The 21,301-nt window shown below is 72.7% G+C and carries 17 protein-coding genes and 1 pseudogene; 1 reads left to right on the top strand and 17 read right to left on the bottom strand.

All coding sequences use genetic code 11. The annotated features are described in order from the left end of the window. Nucleotides 1–4: 4 nt before the first annotated feature. On the bottom strand, nucleotides 5–1,432 hold the full coding sequence (locus G7075_RS03870; RefSeq protein ID WP_166119032.1) for a ferric reductase-like transmembrane domain-containing protein: 1,428 nt from the start codon (nucleotides 1,430–1,432) through the stop codon (nucleotides 5–7). Nucleotides 1,433–1,586: 154 nt separating this feature from the next. On the opposite strand from G7075_RS03870, the gene G7075_RS03865 reads away from it, so the two are divergent. After that, nucleotides 1,587–3,476, top strand: a complete 1,890-nt coding sequence (locus tag G7075_RS03865) for an alpha-amylase family protein (protein WP_371814172.1) — start codon at nucleotides 1,587–1,589, stop codon at nucleotides 3,474–3,476. Nucleotides 3,477–3,543: 67 nt separating this feature from the next. Here G7075_RS03865 and G7075_RS03860 read toward each other — a convergent pair whose 3' ends face one another. The 16 genes and pseudogenes from G7075_RS03860 to G7075_RS03785 form a co-directional block, all read right to left on the bottom strand. Further along, the gene (locus G7075_RS03860) at nucleotides 3,544–4,299 is read right to left on the bottom strand and encodes a hypothetical protein (RefSeq protein WP_166119028.1); all 756 of its coding nucleotides are present in this window, start codon (nucleotides 4,297–4,299) and stop codon (nucleotides 3,544–3,546) included. A 297-nt stretch (nucleotides 4,300–4,596) separates the two neighbouring features. Then, entirely contained in the window at nucleotides 4,597–5,376 is a 780-nt protein-coding gene (locus G7075_RS03855) for a TSUP family transporter (RefSeq protein ID WP_166119025.1), read from the bottom strand. After that, nucleotides 5,369–5,836, bottom strand: a complete 468-nt coding sequence (locus G7075_RS20720; protein ID WP_371814269.1) for an HAD family hydrolase — start codon at nucleotides 5,834–5,836, stop codon at nucleotides 5,369–5,371. The genes G7075_RS03855 and G7075_RS20720 overlap by 8 nt, the downstream gene beginning before the upstream one ends. Before the next feature lie 292 nt (nucleotides 5,837–6,128). Beyond that, nucleotides 6,129–7,898: a proline--tRNA ligase gene (locus tag G7075_RS03845; RefSeq protein WP_166119022.1), complete on the bottom strand. Its 1,770-nt coding sequence runs from the start codon at nucleotides 7,896–7,898 to the stop codon at nucleotides 6,129–6,131. A gap of 97 nt (nucleotides 7,899–7,995) precedes the next feature. Then, nucleotides 7,996–8,859, bottom strand: coding sequence for a GNAT family N-acetyltransferase (locus tag G7075_RS03840; RefSeq protein WP_166119018.1), 864 nt, complete (start codon nucleotides 8,857–8,859; stop codon nucleotides 7,996–7,998). 30 nt (nucleotides 8,860–8,889) lie between these two features. Then, nucleotides 8,890–9,669: a DUF4081 domain-containing GNAT family N-acetyltransferase gene (locus G7075_RS03835; RefSeq protein WP_240917869.1), complete on the bottom strand. Its 780-nt coding sequence runs from the start codon at nucleotides 9,667–9,669 to the stop codon at nucleotides 8,890–8,892. Between the two features lie 225 nt (nucleotides 9,670–9,894). After that, nucleotides 9,895–10,650, bottom strand: coding sequence for a uridine kinase (locus G7075_RS03830; RefSeq protein WP_205860611.1), 756 nt, complete (start codon nucleotides 10,648–10,650; stop codon nucleotides 9,895–9,897). A 5-nt stretch (nucleotides 10,651–10,655) separates the two neighbouring features. Beyond that, nucleotides 10,656–11,816, bottom strand: a complete 1,161-nt coding sequence (gene ispG, locus G7075_RS03825) for a flavodoxin-dependent (E)-4-hydroxy-3-methylbut-2-enyl-diphosphate synthase (RefSeq protein WP_166119015.1) — start codon at nucleotides 11,814–11,816, stop codon at nucleotides 10,656–10,658. 51 nt (nucleotides 11,817–11,867) lie between these two features. Further along, on the bottom strand, nucleotides 11,868–13,232 hold the full coding sequence (locus G7075_RS03820) for an RIP metalloprotease (RefSeq protein ID WP_240917868.1): 1,365 nt from the start codon (nucleotides 13,230–13,232) through the stop codon (nucleotides 11,868–11,870). Next, nucleotides 13,229–14,458 carry a 1-deoxy-D-xylulose-5-phosphate reductoisomerase gene (gene dxr, locus G7075_RS03815; RefSeq protein ID WP_166119013.1) on the bottom strand — a complete coding sequence of 410 codons (1,230 nt, stop codon included), beginning with the start codon at nucleotides 14,456–14,458 and terminating at the stop codon, nucleotides 13,229–13,231. The genes G7075_RS03820 and dxr overlap by 4 nt, the downstream gene beginning before the upstream one ends. A gap of 43 nt (nucleotides 14,459–14,501) precedes the next feature. After that, complete coding sequence (locus G7075_RS03810; protein ID WP_166119010.1) at nucleotides 14,502–15,548, bottom strand: DnaB-like helicase C-terminal domain-containing protein; 1,047 nt, start codon at nucleotides 15,546–15,548, stop codon at nucleotides 14,502–14,504. A 79-nt stretch (nucleotides 15,549–15,627) separates the two neighbouring features. Next, a complete protein-coding gene (locus G7075_RS03805; protein WP_166119008.1) occupies nucleotides 15,628–17,088 on the bottom strand; it encodes an NAD-dependent succinate-semialdehyde dehydrogenase in 1,461 nt (486 codons plus the stop codon). 27 nt (nucleotides 17,089–17,115) lie between these two features. After that, a pseudogene (locus tag G7075_RS03800) lies at nucleotides 17,116–18,379 on the bottom strand (saccharopine dehydrogenase family protein). A 43-nt stretch (nucleotides 18,380–18,422) separates the two neighbouring features. Next, on the bottom strand, nucleotides 18,423–19,232 hold the full coding sequence (locus G7075_RS03795) for an ABC transporter permease (RefSeq protein WP_166119005.1): 810 nt from the start codon (nucleotides 19,230–19,232) through the stop codon (nucleotides 18,423–18,425). Then, a complete protein-coding gene (locus tag G7075_RS03790) occupies nucleotides 19,229–20,155 on the bottom strand; it encodes an ABC transporter permease (RefSeq protein WP_166119003.1) in 927 nt (308 codons plus the stop codon). Before G7075_RS03790 ends, G7075_RS03795 begins: the two co-directional genes overlap by 4 nt. Then, nucleotides 20,152–21,291 carry an ABC transporter ATP-binding protein gene (locus G7075_RS03785; protein WP_166118999.1) on the bottom strand — a complete coding sequence of 380 codons (1,140 nt, stop codon included), beginning with the start codon at nucleotides 21,289–21,291 and terminating at the stop codon, nucleotides 20,152–20,154. Before G7075_RS03785 ends, G7075_RS03790 begins: the two co-directional genes overlap by 4 nt. Between the last annotated feature and the right edge of the window lie 10 nt (nucleotides 21,292–21,301).

Here is a 21,301-nt window from a genome sequence, read left to right as displayed (position 1 = left end):
GCGGTCAGTAGGCGAAGCGCTCGAGGTGCACGGCGTCGGCGGCCACGCCGGCGCGCAGGGCCGCGGTGCGCACGGCGTCCATCCAGCCGTCGGAGCCGCAGACGTAGACGTCGTGCTCGGCGATGTAGGGCAGCACCTGGCGCAGCGCCTCGTCGTCGGTGAGGTGGGCGGCCTGCCGGGGCAGCCAGCTGTCGCGGCCGGGGATGCGGTGGCCCTCGACGAGCAGGTAGCGCGCGCCGCGGGCGGCCGCGAGCGAGCGGATCTCGTCGGCGAGCACGGCCTCCTGCTCCGAGCGGACCCGGTGCACCACCGTCACGTCGCCCGGTCGCTGCGGCAGCTCCTCGAGGAGGGCCCGCATCGGGGTGATGCCGATGCCGGAGCCCATGAGGAGGACCTTGCGGTGGCCGCGGACGCCGCCGTGCAGCCGACCGTACGGACCCTCGACGAGCACGCGCGTGCCGGGCCGCAGGGCCGCGAGGCGGGCCGAGCCGTCACCGACGTGGGCCGCGGTGAAGCGCAGCGTCCGTCCGTCCGGCGCGGCCGAGACCGAGTACGGGTTGGCGCGGGTCCATCCGGGCCCGTCGAGGAAGCGCCACTGGAGGAACTGGCCGGCGCGCACCGGGAGGTGGCGCACGCCGTCACCGCCGACCGTCACGCTCGTGACGCCGGGGCCCTCGGCTCGCACCTCGAGCACCCGGATCGGCGAGCGGAGCGAGCGCCACAGCGGGAGGCCGACGCGGAAGAGGAGGACGGCCGCCGCGGTGGTGCCCCACAGACCCCACCAGAAGACCGTGGCCGCCGTGGAGTCGAGGAAGTCGGCCCCGGTCCACAGCTGGTGCGGCAGGACGAGCCCGGCACCCAGGTAGCCGTAGAGGTGGATGAGGTGCCAGGACTCGTAGCGCAGCCGGCGCCGGGCCCGCCGCACCGAGGTGACGACGACCAGGACGAGCGCGAGCACGCCGGCCCAGGCCAGCAGCATCCCGGGGTAGTTCACGACGAAGTCCCAGGTCGTGCCCCAGATGCCGAGCGGGCTCGCGGCGGCGTACCCGAGGGTGATGAGGGCGATGTGCCCCCACAGGAGGTTGAAGGAGGTGAAGCCGACGAGCCGGTGCGTGCGGGCCAGCTCGTCCTGGCCCCAGGCCTGCTCGACCCACGGCACCCGGGCCATGAGGAGGACCTGCAGCAGGAGCATCGCCGAGGCGACGAGGCCCGTCAGGCGGCCGGTCGAGGTGAAGAACCCCGACCACGTCGCGAGGTCCTGGACCCCGCCGTCCTGCACCCAGAGGGCGACGACACCGAGGAGGACGGCCCAGCCGGCCGCCCCCGTCGCGTCCCGCCACCAGCGGGGCACCGGGATGAGGGCACGAGGCGGGCGGCGGCGCTCTCCGGGGCTCGCGAGGACCTCGTCGGGGGTCGCCGTGCTCGTCGTCATGCCCCCACGATCGGCGCGTTCCCTATGCGTCACCTGTGAGGGGCGTCGGTGCCCACCGTGAGTTCGGGGAAGTCGGTCCCGGGATGGCATGGAAACGCTTGCGCACATCCGGCAGGATGCGCCTCGTGAGTGCACCGGTGCCCCCGCCCCCGCCGTGACGACGGCGCTCGGGAGCGGCGAGCGCGCCGAGATGTTCCGGGCCCGCGTCGAGCGGTGGTGGCCCGACCTCCTCGGGTCCCTGACCGCCCTCTACGGCGCCGAGCGGGCCGAGCGCACGGGCGCCGAGCTCGTCACCCTCGCCGCCCGGGCCTTCGCCCGCCGACCGGACCGGCTGCACCGCCGCGACCTCCAGAGGATGCTGCGCCCCGACTGGCTCCAGGAGCCGTCGATGGTCGGGTACGCCGCGTACACCGAGCGCTTCGCCGAGGACCTGCACGGCGTCGGCGAGCGGCTCGACTACCTCGACGAGCTCGGGGTCACCTACCTCCACCTCATGCCCCTGCTGCGCCCGCGGGACGGCGACAACGACGGGGGCTACGCCGTCGCCGACTACCGGCAGGTGCGGTCCGACCTCGGGACGATGGACGACCTCACCGGGCTCGCCGACTCGCTCCACGAACGCGGGATGAGCCTCGTCCTCGACCTCGTGCTCAACCACGTGGCCCGCGAGCACGAGTGGGCGCGACGGGCCCGGGAGGGCACGCTGCGCTACCGCTCGTACTTCCACGTCTTCCCGGACCGGCGGCTCCCGGACGCCTACGAGCGGACGCTCCCCGAGGTGTTCCCCGACTTCGCCCCCGGCAACTTCACCTGGGACGACGACCTCGACGGCTGGGTCTGGACGACCTTCAACGAGTGGCAGTGGGACGTCAACTGGGGCAACCCCGATGTGCTCACCGAGTACGCGCAGATCGTCCTCGACCTCGCGAACCACGGCGTCGACGTGCTGCGCCTCGACGCCATCGCCTTCATGTGGAAGCGCCTCGGCACCGACTGCCAGGGCCAGCCGGAGGTGCACGCCATCACGCAGGCTCTGCGGGCGGTCACCCGGATGGCTTGTCCCGCAGTCGCGTTCAAGGCCGAGGCCATCGTCGCACCGACGAAGCTGCTGGCCTACCTCGGGCAGGGTGAGCACACCGGCAAGGTCAGCGACGTCGCGTACCACAACAGCCTCATGGTGCAGGTCTGGTCGATGCTCGCCGCGCGCGACGTCCGGCTCGCCGCGCACGCGCTGGGGTCGCTGCCGCGCAAGCCGTCGACCGCGACGTGGCTCACCTACCTGCGCTGCCACGACGACATCGGCTGGGCGATCATGGACGAGGACGCGGCGGCGGTCGGGGTCACCGGCCACGGACACCGCCACTTCCTCGCCGACTGGTACTCGGGCGACTTCTGGGGCTCCTCGGCGCGCGGGCTGGTCTTCCAGTTCAACCCCTACACCGGCGACCGGCGCACCTCGGGCACCGCCGCCTCGCTCATCGGGCTCGAGGCCGCCGAGGAGTCCGCCGCCCCCGAGGAGGTCGAGGAGGCCGCAGCGGCGCTCCGGCTGGCGCACGCGGTCGTGCTCGGCTGGGGCGGCCTCCCGGTGCTGTGGAGCGGTGACGAGCTCGGCCAGCCGAACGACCCCGCATGGGCGCAGGAGCCGGGCCACGAGGACGACAACCGGTGGGCCCACCGGCCGCGGCTGGACTGGTCGCGGGCGGCGTCGCGGCACGACCCGTCGACGGTGGCCGGCCGGGTGTTCGGCGACCTCGTGGCGCTCGTGCGGGCCCGGGCCTCGCTCCCCCACCTGCACGCGTCGGTCGAGACGACCATCGGGCCGGTCGACGACCCCGGCGTCCTCGTCACGCTGCGCGACCACCCGCTGGGCCGGATGGCCGGGGTCTACAACGTGACGCCCGAGGAGCGGGTCTGGCCCGGCTGGCGGGTCCACGAGCTCGGGCTCGCCGACGCCGTCGACGCCGTCACCGGCGATCCCCTCCCCTGGCGGGGCAGCGACGTCCACCTCCCCCCGTACGCCGCCCTCTGGCTCACCCGCCCCTGACCCGAGCCCCCTCCTCCTCCTCCCCGCCCGCGGATGTGTGTGAACCCGCCGGGAACCAGCGGCGTGTTCACACACATCCGCGCAGACCGATGCGCACCTGAGCCATGACGGTCGACTCCTCGAGCCGGAGTGCGAGCAGGTCGAAGCGCAGCACCGTGTCGCGGTCCAGCGTGACGGCGTTCTGGCGCAGGTTGTCGGACGTGACAGCGAGTCCCATCCGGTGACCCGAGCCGTCGATCTCGACGACGAGGCCCGCCGCGTCCCAGCGAACGTCGAGGTAGACGCGCCCGTACGGCCCGCGCCTCACCACCTGTCGGTCGGGCTCGGGGATTCCGTGACGGCGACACATGGCCGCGAAGTCGAGCTCCCCGAGGGAGTGCGCGCCGTCCGCGATGTCACGGACCACCTGCCGGATGAACGGATGGCGGCCCCTGGTGCGGATCGTCCGGGTGGCAGTGAGGAGGTCCTGACCGGAGACCAGGCGCTGCTGGACCGCCATCGCGAGGACCAGGGCGGCCTGGCGGTCGCTGACCGCCCAGCCGGCCGCTCGAACGGCGGCGACGGCGGGTCGGGTCCGGGGCAGGAGGTCGGTCGGGTGCCGCTCGTCGGGGAGGCGCCGCACCCGGTGGGTGCGTACGCCCGCGACTCGCGGACATCGCGAGTTGCGCATGACGGAGACGTGCACCCGGGCCTCGCTGAAGCCGGTCAGCCCTGCTGCCACGAGGCTGCTGACCCCGTCGACGACGGCCACCGTGTGGCCGACCTCCCACACCGCGAGCCAGGGCCGGGCGGCCGCGGGAAGCGGTCCGCGATGGACGGCCACCGTGAGCCGACCCGGTACGGCCCAGCGGCAGGCCGCCACCTCCCGTGCGATGGCGTCGCGATCGATTCCCAGGCCGCTCAGCAGTGACCGGGACAGGATCCCGCCGTGCAGGTCAGCGAGCTCTTCCACCCTGCTCCGCTGCTGCCGGTCCAGCCGGGAAGCCTGCACCGCAGCAGCCCACGCCCGCTGGCGTCATCCACAGGCCCGCGATTGTGTGTGCACACGCCGGACAGATCCGGCGTGTTCACACACGTTCGGGGAAGGGAGCGGGGGTAGGAGCGGGGAAAGGGGCCGGGGTCACCAGAGGCCGGCGAGGTCGCCGCCGATCCGGAGGACGAAGGCGCCGACGACCACGACGAACACCGCCCGCACGAAGCCGCTCCCGAGGCGCACCGCCGTCCGGGCCCCGACGTACCCGCCGAGCAGGTTCGTCACGGCCATCACCGCCCCGACCGCCCACACGACGTGCCCGCCCGGGACGAAGACGGTCAGCGCCCCGAGGTTGGTCGCGAGGTTGGCGATCTTGGCCTTCGCCGACGCCTCGAGGAACGCGTACCCCATGAGCCCGACGAGGGCGAACACCAGGAACGACCCGGTCCCCGGACCCAGTGCGCCGTCGTACACCCCGATGACGAAGCCGGTGAGCACCGCCGCGACCGTGTGCCGGTGCCCCGACCAGCGCAGCTGCGTCGCCTCCCCCAGCGACGGCCGCAGCAGCGTGTACGCCCCCACCGCGACGAGCAGCACGAGGATGACCGGGTTGAAGAGCGACTTCGGGATGTGCAGCCCGAGCAACGCACCACCGATCGCGCCGACGTACGCGACGGCCGCCATCGGCAGGGCGGTCCGCAGGTCGGGGCGCACCCGCCGGTAGTAGGTGACCGACGCCGACGCCGTGCCCCACACCGACCCGAACTTGTTCGTCGCGAGGACCTGGGCGGGCGTCGCGCCCGGCAGCCCGAGCAGCAGGGCGGGCAGCTGCACCAGGCCGCCGCCGCCGACCACCGCGTCGACCCACCCCGCGAGGAACCCGGCCAGCCCGAGCAGGACGAGGACCTGCCCGGAGACCTCAGCCACGGGCGTCGGCCAACCACCCGTCGACGACGGACAGGACGTCGAGCAGCTCGTGGGCCCGCGCGTCGGGCACGGCCGTCACCTCGACCTTCTGGTTCTCGGGCAGCGTCGAGTGCGGCACCCAGATGGCGCGCATCCCGACCTGCTGCGGGCCGTGGACGTCCTCGAACATCCGGTCGCCGACGTACACGGCAGCCTCGGGTTCCACCCCGAGCGCCCGGCAGATGGCGCGGAAGGCCTCGGGGTGCGGCTTCACGTGGTCGATCTCGCTCGAGTACAGGTCGGCGTCGAGCAGGTCGAGGACGCCGTCACGCTCGAAGATCTCGCGGTGGTAGTCGCGCGACCAGATCGTGTTCGACAACACACCGACGCGAAGACCCCTCTCGCGCAACCCTTCCCACACCGGACGGACCTGCGGGTCGGTGATCGTGTGCGGCTCCCAGAACCGGCGGTAGGCAGCCAGCGCCAGGTGGTGCCGGTCGTGCTCGGCGTCGACGCCCGCCTCGTCGAGGATGTCCCGAGCGACGCCGACGAGTGGTCGTCACGACCCCGCCGCCAGGCCGCCGACTCGACCGCGAGGATGCGGTCGGCGAGCCGGTGCGCCTCGTCGAGGTCGGCCTGCGGCACGTCCGGCGACCCCACGGGCACGCCGTGCACCTCGCGGGCGAAGACGCGCCACTGCTCGGGCAGGTCGACGTCGTGCCAGGGCGTCAGCGTGCCGCCCCAGTCGAAGACGACCGCCTCGAGCGGGCGGCTCACGCGCGACCGATCTCGGCGAGCACCTCGCGCACGGCGTCAGCGGACGCGACCTCGCGCCGCTCGCCCGTCCGCCGGTCCTTGACCTCGATGGTTCCGTCGGCGAGCCCGCGTCCGACGACGACGATGGTCGGCACCCCGATGAGCTCGGAGTCCTTGAACTTGACTCCGGGAGAAGCCTGTCGACGGTCGTCGAAGAGCACCTCGACGCCCTGGGCCTCGAGCGAGCGCGTCAGCTCCTCGGCGAACACGTAGACGGCGTCGTCCTTGCCGGTGGCCACGAGGTGCACGTCGGCGGGCGCCAGCGCGCGCGGCCACACGAGCCCGAGCTCGTCGTGGTTGCCCTCGGCCACGCACGCGACGGCGCGCGAGACACCGACTCCGTAGGAGCCCATCGTCACGGTGCGCAGCTTGCCGTTCTCGTCGAGCACCTTGAGGTCGAGCGCCTCGGCGTACTTGGTGCCGAGCTGGAAGATGTGCCCCATCTCGATGCCGCGCGCCGACTCCAGCCCGTGGCCGCACGAGGGGCAGGCGTCGCCCTCGCGAACCTCGGCGGCCTCGATGGTGCCGTCGGCGGTGAAGTCGCGGCCGGCGACGAGGTCGAGCACGTGCTGCCCCGACACGTCGGCACCGGTGACCCACGCCGTGCCGTCGACGACCCGCGGGTCGAGGAGGTAGCGGATGCCCGAGCTCTGCTCCGCGCCCAGCGCGCCGGGCCCGATGTAGCCCTTGGCCAGCGTCGGGTACCGCGCGAAGTCCTTCTCGTCGAACGCCGCGACCACCGCGGGCTCGACCTGGGCACCGAGCCGCTTCTCGTCGACCTCGCGGTCGCCGGGCAGGCCGATGGCCAGCGGCTCGCGGGTGCCGTCGGGGTGCACGAGCATGACGACGACGTTCTTCAGGGTGTCGGCGGCGCTCCACGAGCGGCCGTCCGAGCGCGGGAACGCCGACTCGAGGTGGTTGACGAGCGACTCGATGGTCGGGGTGTCCGGCGTGTCCTCGACGTGGGCGGCGGGCAGCCCGGACGCGTCGACGGCGTCGGGCACCGGCACGCGTACGGCCTCGACGTTCGCCGCGTAGCCGCAGTTCGGGCAGCGCACGTACGTGTCCTCACCGTTCTCGGCGGTCGCGAGGAACTCCTCGGACTTGCTGCCACCCATCGCCCCGGCCATGGCCTGGACGATGACGTAGTGGAACCCGAGCCGCTCGAAGATGCGGACGTAGGCGTCGCGGTGCAGCTGGTAGCTCTTGTCGAGCCCGGCCTCGTCGAGGTCGAAGGAGTAGCTGTCCTTCATGACGAACTCGCGCCCGCGCAGGATGCCCGCGCGCGGCCGGGCCTCGTCGCGGTACTTCGTCTGGATCTGGTAGATCGACAGCGGCAGGTCCTTGTACGACGAGTACAGGTCCTTGACGGCGAGGGTGAACATCTCCTCGTGCGTGGGGCCGAGGAGGTAGTCGTCGCCCTTGCGGTCCTGGAGGCGGAAGACGCCGTCGCCGTACTCGGTCCAGCGCCCGGTGGTCTCGTAGGGCTCGCGGGGCAGCAGCGCCGGGAACAGCAGCTCCTGGGCACCGATGGCGTCCATCTCCTCGCGCACGATCGTCTCGACGCGGCGCAGCACCCTCAGCCCGAGCGGCAGCCACGTGTATATGCCGGGGCTCACCCGTCGGATGTACCCGGCCCGCACGAGCAGCTGGTGGCTCGGCACCTCGGCGTCCGCCGGGTTCTCGCGAAGGGTTCGCAGGAACAGGGACGACATGCGCATGGCCACGGGAGGGCTCCTGGGGTCGGGGTCGAGGTGGGGCCCGGCAAGGATATCCGCGCCCCGGGGGAGCCGTCGCCCGCATTCCGGGTGGTGCCGCGGCCGGTCAGGCCACCTGGCCGTAGCGGGCCCGCAGCCCGGCGTCGACGAAGCCCAGCCTTAGGTAGAGCGCGTGCGCGGGGTTGTCGACGTTGACGGCGAGCCACGCCTCACCACACCCGACCCTGCGCAGGGCCCGCAGCGAGCGGGCGACGAGGTGCGCGCCGAGCCCTCTCCCCCGCCACTGCGGCACGACGCCCACCTGGTCGACCCAGCAGTCCGAGAGGGTGACGAAGCCCGCCGGTCGGCCCTCGCCGTCGACGACCACGCGCGAGCGGTCGGGACGGAACCCCGGGTCGTCGGTGAGGTCGCGCACCCACTCCCCGAACGGCGTGTCGGGGAAGCCCGGCCGCTCGGCGAAGGACTGCCGGTAGGCCTCGTGGAACAGCGGGGCGCTCTCCTCGTCCCAGGGCAGCGACCGCAGTCCCTGAGGACGCCGGATGCGCGGAACGTCGAGCAGGTCGTGGCGCATCACGTGCTCGGCGAAGGTGCGCACCAGCCCGAGCCGGTGGAGGAAGGCCTCGGTCTCCGGCGACGTGGTCTCGACGGCGACCCGCAGCAGCGTGCCGCCCGCGTGCTCGGAGCACCAGGCGGCGAGCTCGGTGCCGAGGCCCCGGTGGCGCGCGGACGGCCGGACCAGGCCCGAGGCGCTGCGCTGCCCGCTGCGGTCGCGGGTGACGCCGGCCGCCGCGACGAGGTCCCCGGTCTCGTCCCGTCCGCCGATGCCCTCGCCGGCCAGGAAGTACCGGCGCAGCATCGGCTCTTCCGCGAGGATCGGCAGCCCGCCGTCGGCGCGCAGGCAGGCCAGCGCGAGCTCACGGAGGGCGGGCAGGTCCTCCTCCGTGAGGGGGGCCCAGGCGACCTGCGACACCTCAGCGGCCGTCCGACGTCGCGGGACCCATCAGAGGAGCACCGTGGCGAAGGCGCCGACCTCGCGGAACCCGAGCCGCTCGTACGTGGCGCGGGCGGCGGCGTTGAAGTCGTTGACGTAGAGCGAGACCAGCGGCGCGGGGCCGAGCATCACCTGCTCGACCACCGAGGCCAGCATCGGCACGGCCCGGCCCTGGCCCCGCAGGCGCGGCGCGATCCAGACGCCCTGGAGCTGCGCGCAGCCGAGGGCGAGGCTGCCGATGTCGGTCTTGAAGACCACCTCGCCGTCCTCGACGACGACGTAGGTGTGCCCGCGCCCCACGAGCGCGGCCAGCGACGCCCGGTAGCCGCGGTTGGAGCCGCTGTAGGGCCGGTAGCCGATCTCGGCGGTGAACATGTGCTCGGCCGCGGGCAGCACGAGGTCGACCTCCTCCGGACGGGCCGGGCGGACCCGCTCGTCGAGGGCGATGCCGAGGGTCGACGGCGGCTCGTGCGCGACGAGCAGCGGCTGGTTGCTGCGGACGGCCCGGGCCGCGCCCCACGCCGGCTCGAGGTGGGACCACAGGCCCTCGACCTCGTCGCGCGGGCCGAAGACCGAGGCGGCGCGCCCGCGCCAGCGGCGCAGCCGTTCGGCGAAGTGCGGCTGGTCGACGGCGGTCGTGCCGACCGGGACGACGTTGGCGCTGGCCCAGCACACCGACCGCAACCCGCCCTCGTCGCGGGCCCCGAGGACCGAGCCGAGGGACCCCGTCCGGGCCCCCTCGAGGATGCGGGCGGCGACGAAGACCCCCGGGGCAGGTCGCGGGAGCACACCTCGAGGGCGGCGTCGCGGTCGGCGAGCGACAGCGGCCGGACCGGGGAGCGTGTGCGCAGCACCCTCACAGCCTAGGGCCGCGGGGCGCGCAGCACCCGCTCCGCCGGCCACCGGCCCGTCGAGGGTTGCCCCAGCTCAGGAGACGGTGACGCTCGGGGCGCCCGCCGGCCGACCCGGAGCCACGGACAGGCAGAGCCACCGCCCGTTCGGGCGGCCGAGCGGTCAGCAGCCGGCCGCGAGACCGCTCTGCCTGTCGGACGACCCGGCACCCGCCGCTGACGGACGGTGAGGGTCCCCGAGCACGGGGGCCGACAGGTCGGTGTTGTCGAGGACCCACGTCGCTCGGCGCGCGGGGTCGACCTCGGCGAGGTAGAGCCGCTGGCCACCGACGTACCGGGCGTTCGACGGTGACTCCGGGTCGAGCTCGTCCGGCCCGAGCGGCCCGAAGCGCCTGTTGCCCCGTGGCACGGAGACATCGAACGGCACCTCGACCCAGACGCTCGCGTCCCACAGACCGACGAGCTCCGGACGGTGGAGGAAGATCCCGTCCAGCAGGAGGAGCGCCTCGGGGCCGGCCGGCTCACGGGGGTCCCGGACGGCACGGTCGGCCTCGACGTCGAACACGGACCGATCCCACGCCGCCCCGGAACGGAACGGCGCGACGAGCCGGCTGCGCAGGGTCTCGAGGTCGTAGGAGTCCCGGTAGAAGGTCTCGGCGGTGCGCCCGCCGGCATACCGCTCGACACGCGGGCGGTGGAAGCCGTCGACGCCGGCGCGGTGCACCTCACGCCGCCCGTCGATCAGGAGCACGAGCTCTCGGGCCAGCACGGTCTTGCCGGCTCCGTCGACCCCGTCGACCGCCACGACGACGCGCTCCCCCGGCCGGACGGCGAGCACGAGGTCCGCCACCCGACCGAGCACCTCGGCCCGCACCCCGACGGGAGGCGGGGGGTCGAACACGTCGAGCGCCGGCGCCACCCGGGTCAGGAGACGGTGACGCTCGGGGCGCCCGCCGACTCCTCGTCCATCGGCTCGCCCATCTCCTCGGCGATGCGCAGGGCCTCCTCGATGAGGGTCTCGACGATCTCGCTCTCGGGAACGGTCTTGATGACCTCGCCCTTGACGAAGATCTGGCCCTTGCCGTTGCCGGAGGCGACACCGAGGTCGGCCTCGCGGGCCTCCCCCGGGCCGTTGACGACGCAGCCCATGACGGCCACGCGCAGCGGCACGGTCATCCCCTCGAGGCCGGCGGTCACGGCGTCGGCGAGCTTGTAGACGTCGACCTGGGCGCGGCCGCACGAGGGGCACGAGACGATCTCGAGCTTGCGAGGGCGCAGGTTGAGCGACTGGAGGATCTGGATGCCGACCTTGACCTCCTCGACCGGAGGCGCCGACAACGAGACGCGGATGGTGTCGCCGATGCCCTGGGACAGCAGCGCGCCGAAGGCCGTCGCCGACTTGATGGTGCCCTGGAACGCCGGGCCGGCCTCGGTGACACCGAGGTGCAGCGGCCAGTCACCCCGCTCGGCGAGCAGCTGGTAGGCCTTGACCATGACGACGGGGTCGTTGTGCTTGACCGAGATCTTGAAGTCGTGGAAGTCGTGCTCCTCGAAGAGGCTGGCCTCCCAGACGGCCGACTCGACGAGCGCCTCGGCGGTGGGCTTGCCGTACTTCTCGAGCAGCCGCTTGTCGAGCGAGCCGGCGTTGACGCCGATGCGGATGGAGACCCCGGCCTCCTTGGCGCGCCGGGCGATCTCGCCGACCTGGTCGTCGAACTGCCGGATGTTGCCCGGGTTGACGCGCACCGCGGCGCAGCCGGCGTCGATGGCCGCGTAGACGTACTTCGGCTGGAAGTGGATGTCGGCGATGACCGGGATCTGGCTCTTCTGCGCGATGGCCGGCAGCGCCTCGGCGTCGTCCTGGCTGGGGCACGCGACGCGGACGATGTCGCAGCCCGCGGCCGTGAGCTCGGCGATCTGCTGGAGGGTCGCGTTGATGTCGGTCGTCGGCGTCGTGGTCATCGACTGCACCGACACGGGGGCGTCGCCACCGACCTCGACCTTGCCGACCCGGATCTTGCGGCTCTGCCGGCGGGGGGCGATGACGGGGGGCGGCGCGGCGGGCATACCGAGGGAGACGGACATGCCCCAAGCCTACGGCGCGAGGCTGGGCGTTCCCTCCACGGCTGCGGTCGGTCAGCCGCCGAGGTCGACGGGGTTGACGAAGTCGGCGTAGATGAGCAGCGCCGAGACCCCGATGAGCACGAGGGCCACCGAGTACGCGAGCGGGAGCGCCTTGGCGACGTCGACGAACCCGGGGTCCGGACGCCCGCGCAGCCGCGCCCACTGCCGCTTCGTGCCCTCCCAGAGGGCACCCGCGACGTGCCCACCGTCGAGCGGCAGCAGGGGTACGAGGTTGAAGACGAAGAGCATGATGTTCAGCCCCGCGAGGAGGGTGAGCAGCGTCCAGAACTTGTCACCGAGGGAGGCCCCGAAGATCGCGTCGTACTTGCCCGACCCGACGTCGCCGGCGACCCGGCCGACGCCGACGACCGACATCGGGCTGTCGACCTCGCGCTGGGCCCCGCCGAACGCGGCGTCCCAGACTCCCCCGAGGCGCTGCGGGATGTGCGCGAGCCCCGAGGCGGTCTGCACGGTGTAGTCCCAGACGATGCCCGGCACGGCCGTCACCGGCTGGGTCTCGTAGGCCATCGGCGAGCGGGGCCCGACCCCGATGAAGCCGGCCTCGGTCGTCGCGGGGGTGCCGTCGGCCCGCTGGACCGGGTTGCCCGCGGCGTCGAGGACCACGACGGTGTTGCGGATGGGGGTGACCGACAGGGTGAGCTGCCGGCCGTCACGCTCGACGACGACGGGCACGCTGGTGCCGGCCGCGGGGCGGATGAGGTTCGTGACGTCCCGGGGCCTGGTGACGGCCTTCCCGGCGATGGACACGAGCCGGTCGCCGGGGCGGATGCCCGCCGCCAGGGCCGGGCTCTGCGGCCGACCCTCGCAGGTCGTCGTCGACGCCACGGCGGTGGAGGGGACGACGCACTGGGCGACCGTGGCGGCCTCGGCCCCCTGCTGCGCGGTGAGGACGCCGTGCGCGGTGACGAGCACCGTGAGCAGGACGATGCCGATGAGGAGGTTCATCAGCGGCCCGCCGAGCATGACGAGCACCTTCTTCGGCACCGACAGCCGGTAGAAGACGCGGTCCTCGTCGCCGGGGCGGACCTCCTCGAGGCTCGCCGAGCGGGCCTCGTCCATCAGCTGGCTGAAGCGCCCGGTGCTCGAGGCCCGGAGCATGCCGTCGGCGTCGCCCGCGCGCGGGGGGAACATGCCGATCATCCGGATGTAGCCGCCGAGCGGGATCGCCTTGACGCCGTACTCGGTCTCGCCCCGGCGCCGCGACCAGACCGTCGGCCCGAAGCCGACCATGTACTGGGTGACGCGCACGCCGAAGCGCTTGGCGGGCACGAGGTGGCCGACCTCGTGGAGCGCGATGGAGAGGGCCACGCCGGCGGCCATGAACAGCACACCGAGCACGAACGCCACGGTCGTCACCGGCTGCCTCCCTGGGTCTGGTCGGTCGGCGCGGCGCCGAGCAGGGCCCGCGCGCGCTCTCGCGCCCACCGGTCGGCGGCGAGCACGGACTCGACGCTCGAGGCGTCGAGTTCGACTCCATTCTGCCTCTCCGCGGCGCCGTGCGCCTCGACGACCCGTTCCACGGTGTCGACGATGTCGAGGAAGCCGATGCTGCCGTCGTGGAAGGCGTCGACGCACACCTCGTTCGCGGCGTTGTACACGGCCGGGAACGTGCCGCCGGCCTCGCCGACCTGCCGGGCGAGGCGCACGGCCGGGAACGCCTCGTCGTCGAGCGGGTGGAACTCCCAGGACTGTGCCCGGGTCCAGTCGCACGGGACGTCGACGTCCTCGAGCCGCTCGGGCCACGACAGCCCGAGGGCGATGGGCACGAGCATGCGCGGCGGCCCGAGCTGGGCGATGGTCGAGCCGTCGTGGAACTCGACCATCGAGTGGATCTGCTGCTGCGGGTGCACGACGACGTCGATCCGGTCGAACGGCACGTCGAAGAGCAGGTGGGCCTCGATGACCTCGAGACCCTTGTTGACGAGGGTCGCCGAGTTCGTCGTGATGACCCGGCCCATCGAGAAGTTCGGGTGGGCCAGGGCCTGCTCGGGCGTGACGTCGCCGAGCTCGGCGCGGGAGCGCCCGCGGAACGGCCCGCCGCTCGCGGTGACGACGAGCCGCCGGACCTCCGAGGCCCGGCCGCCGCGCAGCGACTGGGCGATGGCGCTGTGCTCGGAGTCGACCGGGACGATCTGGTCGGGAGCCGCGGCGGCGCGCACCAGGGGGCCGCCGACGATCAGCGACTCCTTGTTGGCCAGGGCCAGCGTCGAGCCGGCCTCGAGCGCGGCGAGGGTGGGGCGCAACCCGATCGAGCCGGTGATGCCGTTGAGCACGACGTCGGCGCCACAGCCGGCGGCCAGGGTCGCGGCGTCGTCGCCGACGACCACGTCGGGCCGGTACGACGGGTCCCCGGCCGCGGCGGCGACCGCCTCACGCAGTGACTCGGCGTCGCCGGTCGCGGCGACGACGAGCCCGGCGCGGGTGGCGGCGGCCTGCTCGGCGAGCAGGGCGGTGTTGCCCCCGGCGGAGAGCGCGACGACCCGGAACCGGTCGGGGTGGGCGGCGACGACCTCGAGGGCCTGGGTGCCGATGGAGCCGGTGGAGCCCAGGACGGCGACGGTGCGGACGGTCACGTCGGCCATCCTGCCCCACGGGCGGGGCGGTGCCGACGCGGCCCGGTGCCGGTCAGGACGTGAACACCCGCTCCTCGATGAGGCGCTCGGAGACGACGCGCGCCCTCGGCACGTACCGGCCGTGCTCGAAGTCCTTCTGCACCTCGAGCTCGACCTGGCCTCCACCGAAGCGGTTCTTCTCGACCGTGATGATGATCCAGCGGCGGTAGACCTTGGCGGCGTTGAGGTCGTAGGTGAGGTGCTCGCGGGCGACGATGTTCTCCTTGGACTGCAGGATGAGCACGATGTCGGCCTCGTAGGCGAGGGCGCTGGAGCCGCGCAGGTCGCGGGTGCGCATCCGGTGCCCGGCGCCGAGGCTCTCGCGGTCGGCCGCGGAGATGGCGACGACGGGGCACTCGAGCTCCATCGCGAGCTCCTTGAGCGTCTCGGTGACGAAGGTGACGCGGGTGGTCTCGTCCGCGGTGCCCTCGATGCCGTCGACGGGGATCTTCTGGAGGTAGTCGACGAGCACGATCGGCGGCTCACCGGTCTCGTCGGCGACGGCGGCGACGGTGCTGGCGATCTGGCCGATGGTCGTCATCCGGTTGCCCTCGACGATGTGCAGCCGGTCGGAGTAGCGCTCGATGGTCATCAGCGCGTCCATGCCGAACGCGAGCCCGCGCATCGCCGACCCGAGGCCGCGGCGGTCGGGGTCCTCGGCCTCGAGCACGGCGCGGAACTGGCGCACGTCGGCCGCGGGGTTCATCGGGTCGTCGTCGCGCTCGGCGGCCGTGGCGGCCTCGAGCCCGAGCAGTCGCTGGATGAGGGAGGCGGCGGTCAGCTCGAAGGAGAAGACGACCGCGTGCCGGCCGGCGACGACGGCGTTGCGCATCACCTGCATCGCGAAGGTCGTCTTGCCCGAGCCCTCGGTGCCGGCCAGGAGCACGAGCTCACCCGAGCGCAGGCCTCCGCCGAAGGTCGTGTCGAGGAGGTCGAACCCGGTGGGCCACACCCTCGCACCCGGTCGTGCGCCGAGCCGCAGGGCCTCGTCGGTGTCGTCGAGGAAGGAGCGCACGGACCGGTGGCGGTCCGGGCGCTCGGAGTGGCGGGCCCGGCTCATGGGGCCAGTGCACCACTTCCGCCCCACGCGGCGCACGCCGTCGAGGCGGATCCTGTCCCTTCGGCCGACCCGGTCGCGGTCAGAGGGCGATGCCGACGTACTTGACCTCGAGGTACTCCTCGATGCCCTCGAAGCCGCCCTCGCGACCGAACCCGGACTGCTTGACGCCGCCGAATGGCGCCGCGGGGTTGGAGACGATGCCGGTGTTGACCCCGACCATGCCGAACTCGAGGGCCTCCGAGACCCGCAGCACCCGGGCGTTGTCGCGGGTGAAGACGTACCCGACGAGCCCGTACTCGGTGGAGTTGGCCCGGGCCACGGCGTCGGACTCGTCGGAGAACGTGCAGATGGGGGCGACCGGCCCGAAGATCTCCTCGGTGAGGCACCGGGCGCCCTCGGGCACGTCGGTGAGCACGGTCGGCTCGTAGAAGTTGCCGCGGCCGGGGACGGGCGAGCCGCCGGTGAGCACCGTCGCCCCGCGGCCCACGGCGTCCTCGACGAGCTCGTGGACGCCCGCGCGGGCCTTCGGCGTGATGAGCGGACCGACGTCGACGCCCTTCTTCGTGCCCTTGCCGACGGTCAGCGCCCCCATCCGGGCGGCGAGCTTGGTCGAGAACTCCTGCGCCACCGCGTCGTGGACGAGGAAGCGGTTGGCGGCCGTGCAGGCCTCGCCGATGTTGCGCATCTTGGCGAGCATCGCGCCCTCGACCGCGGCGTCGACGTCGGCGTCCTCGAAGACGATGAACGGGGCGTTGCCGCCGAGCTCCATCGACAGGCGCAGCAGCTGCTCGGCCGACTGCTCGACGAGCACCTTGCCCACGGCCGTCGACCCGGTGAAGGTCAGCTTGCGCAGGCGCGGGTCGCGGATGATCGGCTCGCAGACCGCGCCGGAGTGCGTCGTCGTGACGACGTTGAGGACGCCGTCGGGCAGGCCGGCCTCCTGGAGCACCGAGGCGAGCAGGAGCATCGTCAGCGGCGTCTCGTGCGCCGGCTTGACGACCATCGTGCAGCCGGCGGCGATGGCCGGGCCGATCTTGCGGGTGCCCATGGCCAGCGGGAAGTTCCAGGGCGTGATCATCAGGGTCGGACCCACCGGCTGGGCCATCGTCACGAGCCGGCTCGCACCGTTCGGGGCGGTGGAGTACCGCCCGTGGATGCGCACGGCCTCCTCGGAGAACCAGCGGAAGAACTCGGCGCCGTAGGTCACCTCGCCCTTCGCCTCGGCGAGGGTCTTGCCCATCTCGAGGGTCATGAGCATCGCGAACTCGTCGGCCCGGGCGGTGACCATCTCGAAGGCGCGGCGCAGGATCTCGCCGCGGTCGCGCGGGGGCGTCGCGGCCCACGAGGCGCGGGCGGCGTCGGCCGCGGCCAGGGCGGCGAGGCCGTCCTCCGGGGTGCCGTCGGCGCAGCTGGTGAGCGTGGCGCCGGTGGCGGGGTCGGTGACGTCGAAGCGCGCACCGCCGCTCGCCTCGCGCCACGTGCCGCCGACGAGCAGGCCCGTCGGGACCGAGTCGATGAGTGCCTTCTGGGTGATGGCCATGGGGTGATCCTTTCGCACGAACAGGAGTCAGCGGTCCTCGAGGCCCCAGGGCGAGCCGTAGCCCGCGGGCTTCGGGGCGGCGAGCAGGTCGAGGAAGGGCACCGCGTCGAAGGCCTCCGGCCCGAGCACCCCGACGCCGGACCACGAGCCGTTCGCCAGCAGCTCGAGGGCGACGACCGGGTTGACGGCGGTCTGCCAGACGACGCACTGGGCGTCGTAGTCGCGCATCGTGTCGGCGTTGTCGGACACGTGGTAGAGGTACGTGCGGCGCGGCTGCCCGTCCTTGCCGGTCCCGGTGACCCACAGGCCGGCACAGGTCCTGCCCTCCATCCGCGGACCGATGGTCTGCGGGTCGGGGAGCACGGCGGCGACGACGTCGCGGGGGCTCACCTGCACGCCCTTGACGGTCACCGGCTCGGTGGAGTCCAGGCCCAGGGTGTGCAGCGTGCGGAGGATGCCGATCATCTCCTCGCCGAGGCCGTACTTGAAGGTGACCTTCTGCGCGTCGACCCAGCGCGGCATGAGGAGCACCTCCTCGTGCTCGACGTGCACGCACTCGACCGGCCCGATGCCCCGGGGAAGTCGAAGACCTCGGGCTCGCTGAACGCCGGCAGGGTGTACCAGCCGCCGTCGGGCTCGTCGGCGCGGGCCTTCTCCCACACGACCGGCGGGTTGAGGCACTCCTCGATGATCGTCCACATCGAGAAGCCGGGCGCGAAGACCTCGTTCCCGTCGTCGTCGCGGATGACGAGGTTGGCGCCGTCACGCGTCCCGAGCTCGTCGAGCTCCGAGAAGAGGTGGTCGGCGGCGTAGCGCGCGAAGACGTCGGACAGCCCCGGTTCGACGCCGATGCCGACGAGCGCGAGCCGGCCCTCGGCCTCCCACTCCCCGCCTGCGCGAACTGCTCGTCGCCGAGCTTGACGCCCACCCTGGCGTACGGCTCGTCGGGGTGGCGCCGCGACAGGCTCATCGCCATGTCGAGGTAGTCGGCCCCGGCGGCGCGGGCACCCTCGAAGATCGGGACGACGAAGCGCGGGTCGACCGCGTTGAACACGTGCGTGGCCCGCACCTCGCGGGCCAGCGCCTCGACCGCCGACGCGTCGGAGGCATCGACCTGCGCCGCCGAGAACCGTTCTCCCCCACCGCCGCGCGCCGACGCCGCGGCGACCGTGCGCTCGGCGCGGGAGACGTCGTGGTCGGCGACGACCCAGGCCTCGAAGAAGTCGCGTTCGGCCGCGATGCGGGCGGCGGCGTCGCCGACACCGCCCGCCCCGATCATGAGGACGCGCACGGGTGACCCTCCTGGAACCGGTTGCTGACGAGGTGGTGGGACGTCACTTGCTGCTGCGACGTGCGTTGCCGATGAGCTGGCCGAGGATGACCAGGGTCAGGGCGATGACGAACATCGAGAAGCCGATGACGTTGGCCTGGGCGGGGATCCCGCGCAGGTAGGAGACGTAGACGAACTTCGGGAAGGTCGTCTCGTTGCCGGAGACGAAGTTCGTGATGATGAAGTCGTCGAAGGACAGCGAGAAGGCGAGCAGCGCCGCGCCGACGATGCCGGGCAGGACGAGCGGGAAGGTCACCCTCCAGAACGTGCTGCCGGGACCGGCGTAGAGGTCCTGCGCGGCCTCCTCGATGCGCGGGTCGAGGCTCTGCAGACGGGCTTTCACCGTGACGACGACGAAGCTGACGCAGAACATGATGTGGGCGATCGTGATCGTCCAGAACCCGAGGCCGAGGCCGACCCGCGAGAAGCCCTGGACGAAGATCGTCAGCAGGCTGGCGCCGAGGACGATCTCGGGCGTCGCCATCGGCACGAAGACGAGGACGTTGCTCACGGCCCGCCCGCGGAACTTGTGGCGCACGAGGGCGAACGCGAGCATCGTGCCGAGGACGGTCGCGATGACCGTGGCGATGACGCCGATCTGCAGGGAGGTGACGAGCGCGTCGCACACGCCGGGTGCCCCACAGGGGTCCTGCCAGTGCTTGAGCGTCGGGCTGCCCTGGGGGTTCCAGACGATGTTCGACTTCCGGTAGTTGTTGAACGAGAAGACGAACGTGTACGCGACGGGCAGGAACAGGTAGAGCAGGACGAGGACCGCGACGATGATCGCGAACCGGTTCTGCAGCCAGCGGATCACAGCAGCTCCTCCGTCCCGAAGCGGCGGATGTAGACGAAGACCATGGCGAGGATGAGCGCCATGAGGGTGAAGGACAGGGCCGCCGCCGTCGGGAAGCCGCCGAGCACCCGGAAGAACTGGCTGTCGATGACGTTGCCGACCATCTTGTCGCCGTCGGAGCCGAGGAGCTCCGCGTTGACGTAGTCGCCCGCCGCCGGGATGAACGTGAGCAGCGTGCCGGCGATGACGCCGGGCATCGACATCGGCAGCGTCACCGTGCGGAAGGTCGTGAAGCCGTTGGCGTACAGGTCTCCCCCGGCCTCGATGACCCGCGCGTCGGCCCGCTCGAGCGAGGCGTAGATGGGCAGCACCATGAACGGGAGGAAGTTGTACGTCAGGCCCGCGACCACGGCCGCGGCCGTCTCGGTGATGCGCCCGCCCGGGAGCAGGTGCAGCGCGTTGAGGGTGCTGGCCACCGGCCCGTCGTCGGCGAGGATCTGTCGCCACGCCACGGTGCGCAGGATGAACGAGGTGAAGAACGGCGCGATGACCGCGATGAGCATGATGTTGCGCCAGCGGCCTGCCTTGAAGGCCATCGCGTAGGCCAGCGGGTAGGCGAGGGCGAAGGCGAAGAAGGTGGCGAGGGCCGCGAAGAGCAGCGAGCGCCCGAACTGCGGTGCGAAGTCGGTGAGGGCCCGCAGGTAGTTCGAGAAGTTCACGTCGCGGTAGTAGTAGCCCGGGTAGCCCGGGAACTGCGACTGGATGCTCACCGTGAACAGCTGCAGCAGCGGCACGACGAAGAAGACGAGCAGCCACAGGCCGCCGGGCAGCAGCAGCAGGTACGGCAGCCAGCGGCGGCCGGCCCGTTCCTGGGGTGGCGCGTCGCCGGCGGGACCGGCACCGGTGGTGCCGCTCGTCCCGCCGACGTGGGCCAGGGCGCTCACGCGGTCGCCTCCGCGGCGGCCTTGGCTGCGGCCTCGTCGACCGGCACGGTGAACGCGTGCGCGGGGTTCCACGAGATCCAGACGTCGTCGCCGCGGTGCAGGTCGATCGGGTCGACGTCGAGGTTCTGCTCGTAGCAGCTCCACACCGCCCCGCTCGGCAGCCGGACGAGGTACTCGGTGGCCACACCGGTGAACGAGACGTCGAGGACGATGCCCTTGACGTCGTCGCCGCCGGTCTCGGGAGGCTGGCGCAGGACACGCACCTTCTCGGGCCGGACCCCGAACGTGACCTCGCCGTCGGTGACACCGGCGCGCGCGAGCGGCACCTTGACCTTCGTGCCCTGGATCTCGGCGACGAGGTGGTCGCCGTCGCGGTCGACGACCCGGCCGGTGCCGAGGTTGGAGCGGCCCACGAAGTTGGCGACGAAGGTGGTGCGGGGCAGGTCGTAGAGGTCGGCGGGCGCCCCCATCTGCTCGATGCGCCCGTGGTTCATCACGGCGACGGTGTCGGCCATGGTCATGGCCTCCTCCTGGTCGTGCGTGACGTGGATGAAGGTGAGCCCGACCTCGGTCTGGATCCGCTTGAGCTCGACCTGCAGCTGGCGGCGCAGCTTGAGGTCGAGGGCACCGAGCGGCTCGTCGAGCAGGAGCACCTCCGGCCGGTTGACCAGGGCCCGGGCGAGGGCGACGCGCTGCTGCTGGCCACCGGAGAGCTGGGCCGGCTTGCGCGCGGCGAGGTGGTCGACCTCGACGAGCCGGAGGGTCTCCTCCGCCCGCTCCATCGCGTCCTTCTGGCCGCGGCGCTTGGGCCCGAAGGCCACGTTGTCGCGGATCGTCAGGTGCGGGAAGAGCGCGTAGCTCTGGAACACCGTGTTGACGGGGCGCTCGTACGGCCGGCTGCCGGTGAGGTCGGTGTCACCGATGAGGATGCGCCCGGAGGTGGGCTGCTCGAGCCCCGCCACCATCCGCAGGGTGGTCGTCTTCCCGCAGCCCGAGGGCCCGAGGAGGGCGAAGAACGACCCGCGGGGCACGACGAGGTCGAGGTCGTCGACGGCCCGGAAGTCGCCGAACGCCTTGGTGACGGACTCGAGGCGCAGGTCGCCCGTCGCCTCGCGGAAACCGCTGTTGGTAGCCATCAGTTGCCCA

It is taken from the genome of Phycicoccus sp. HDW14 (genome assembly GCF_011383005.1).
Taxonomy (GTDB): domain Bacteria; phylum Actinomycetota; class Actinomycetes; order Actinomycetales; family Dermatophilaceae; genus Phycicoccus.
This window is presented reverse-complemented; position numbering and strand designations above follow the sequence as displayed.

What these genes read in the sequence shown, in the direction of transcription:
- G7075_RS03870 (WP_166119032.1), bottom strand. Translation starts at nt 1,432, where the DNA reads ATGACGACGAGCACGGCGACCCCCGACGAGGTCCTCGCGAGCCCCGGA.
- dxr (WP_166119013.1), bottom strand. Translation starts at nt 14,458, where the DNA reads ATGGCCGACGTGACCGTCCGCACCGTCGCCGTCCTGGGCTCCACCGGC.
- G7075_RS03805 (WP_166119008.1), bottom strand. Translation starts at nt 17,088, where the DNA reads ATGGCCATCACCCAGAAGGCACTCATCGACTCGGTCCCGACGGGCCTG.
- ispG (WP_166119015.1), bottom strand. Translation starts at nt 11,816, where the DNA reads ATGTCCGTCTCCCTCGGTATGCCCGCCGCGCCGCCCCCCGTCATCGCC.
- G7075_RS03810 (WP_166119010.1), bottom strand. Translation starts at nt 15,548, where the DNA reads ATGAGCCGGGCCCGCCACTCCGAGCGCCCGGACCGCCACCGGTCCGTG.
- G7075_RS03785 (WP_166118999.1), bottom strand. Translation starts at nt 21,291, where the DNA reads ATGGCTACCAACAGCGGTTTCCGCGAGGCGACGGGCGACCTGCGCCTC.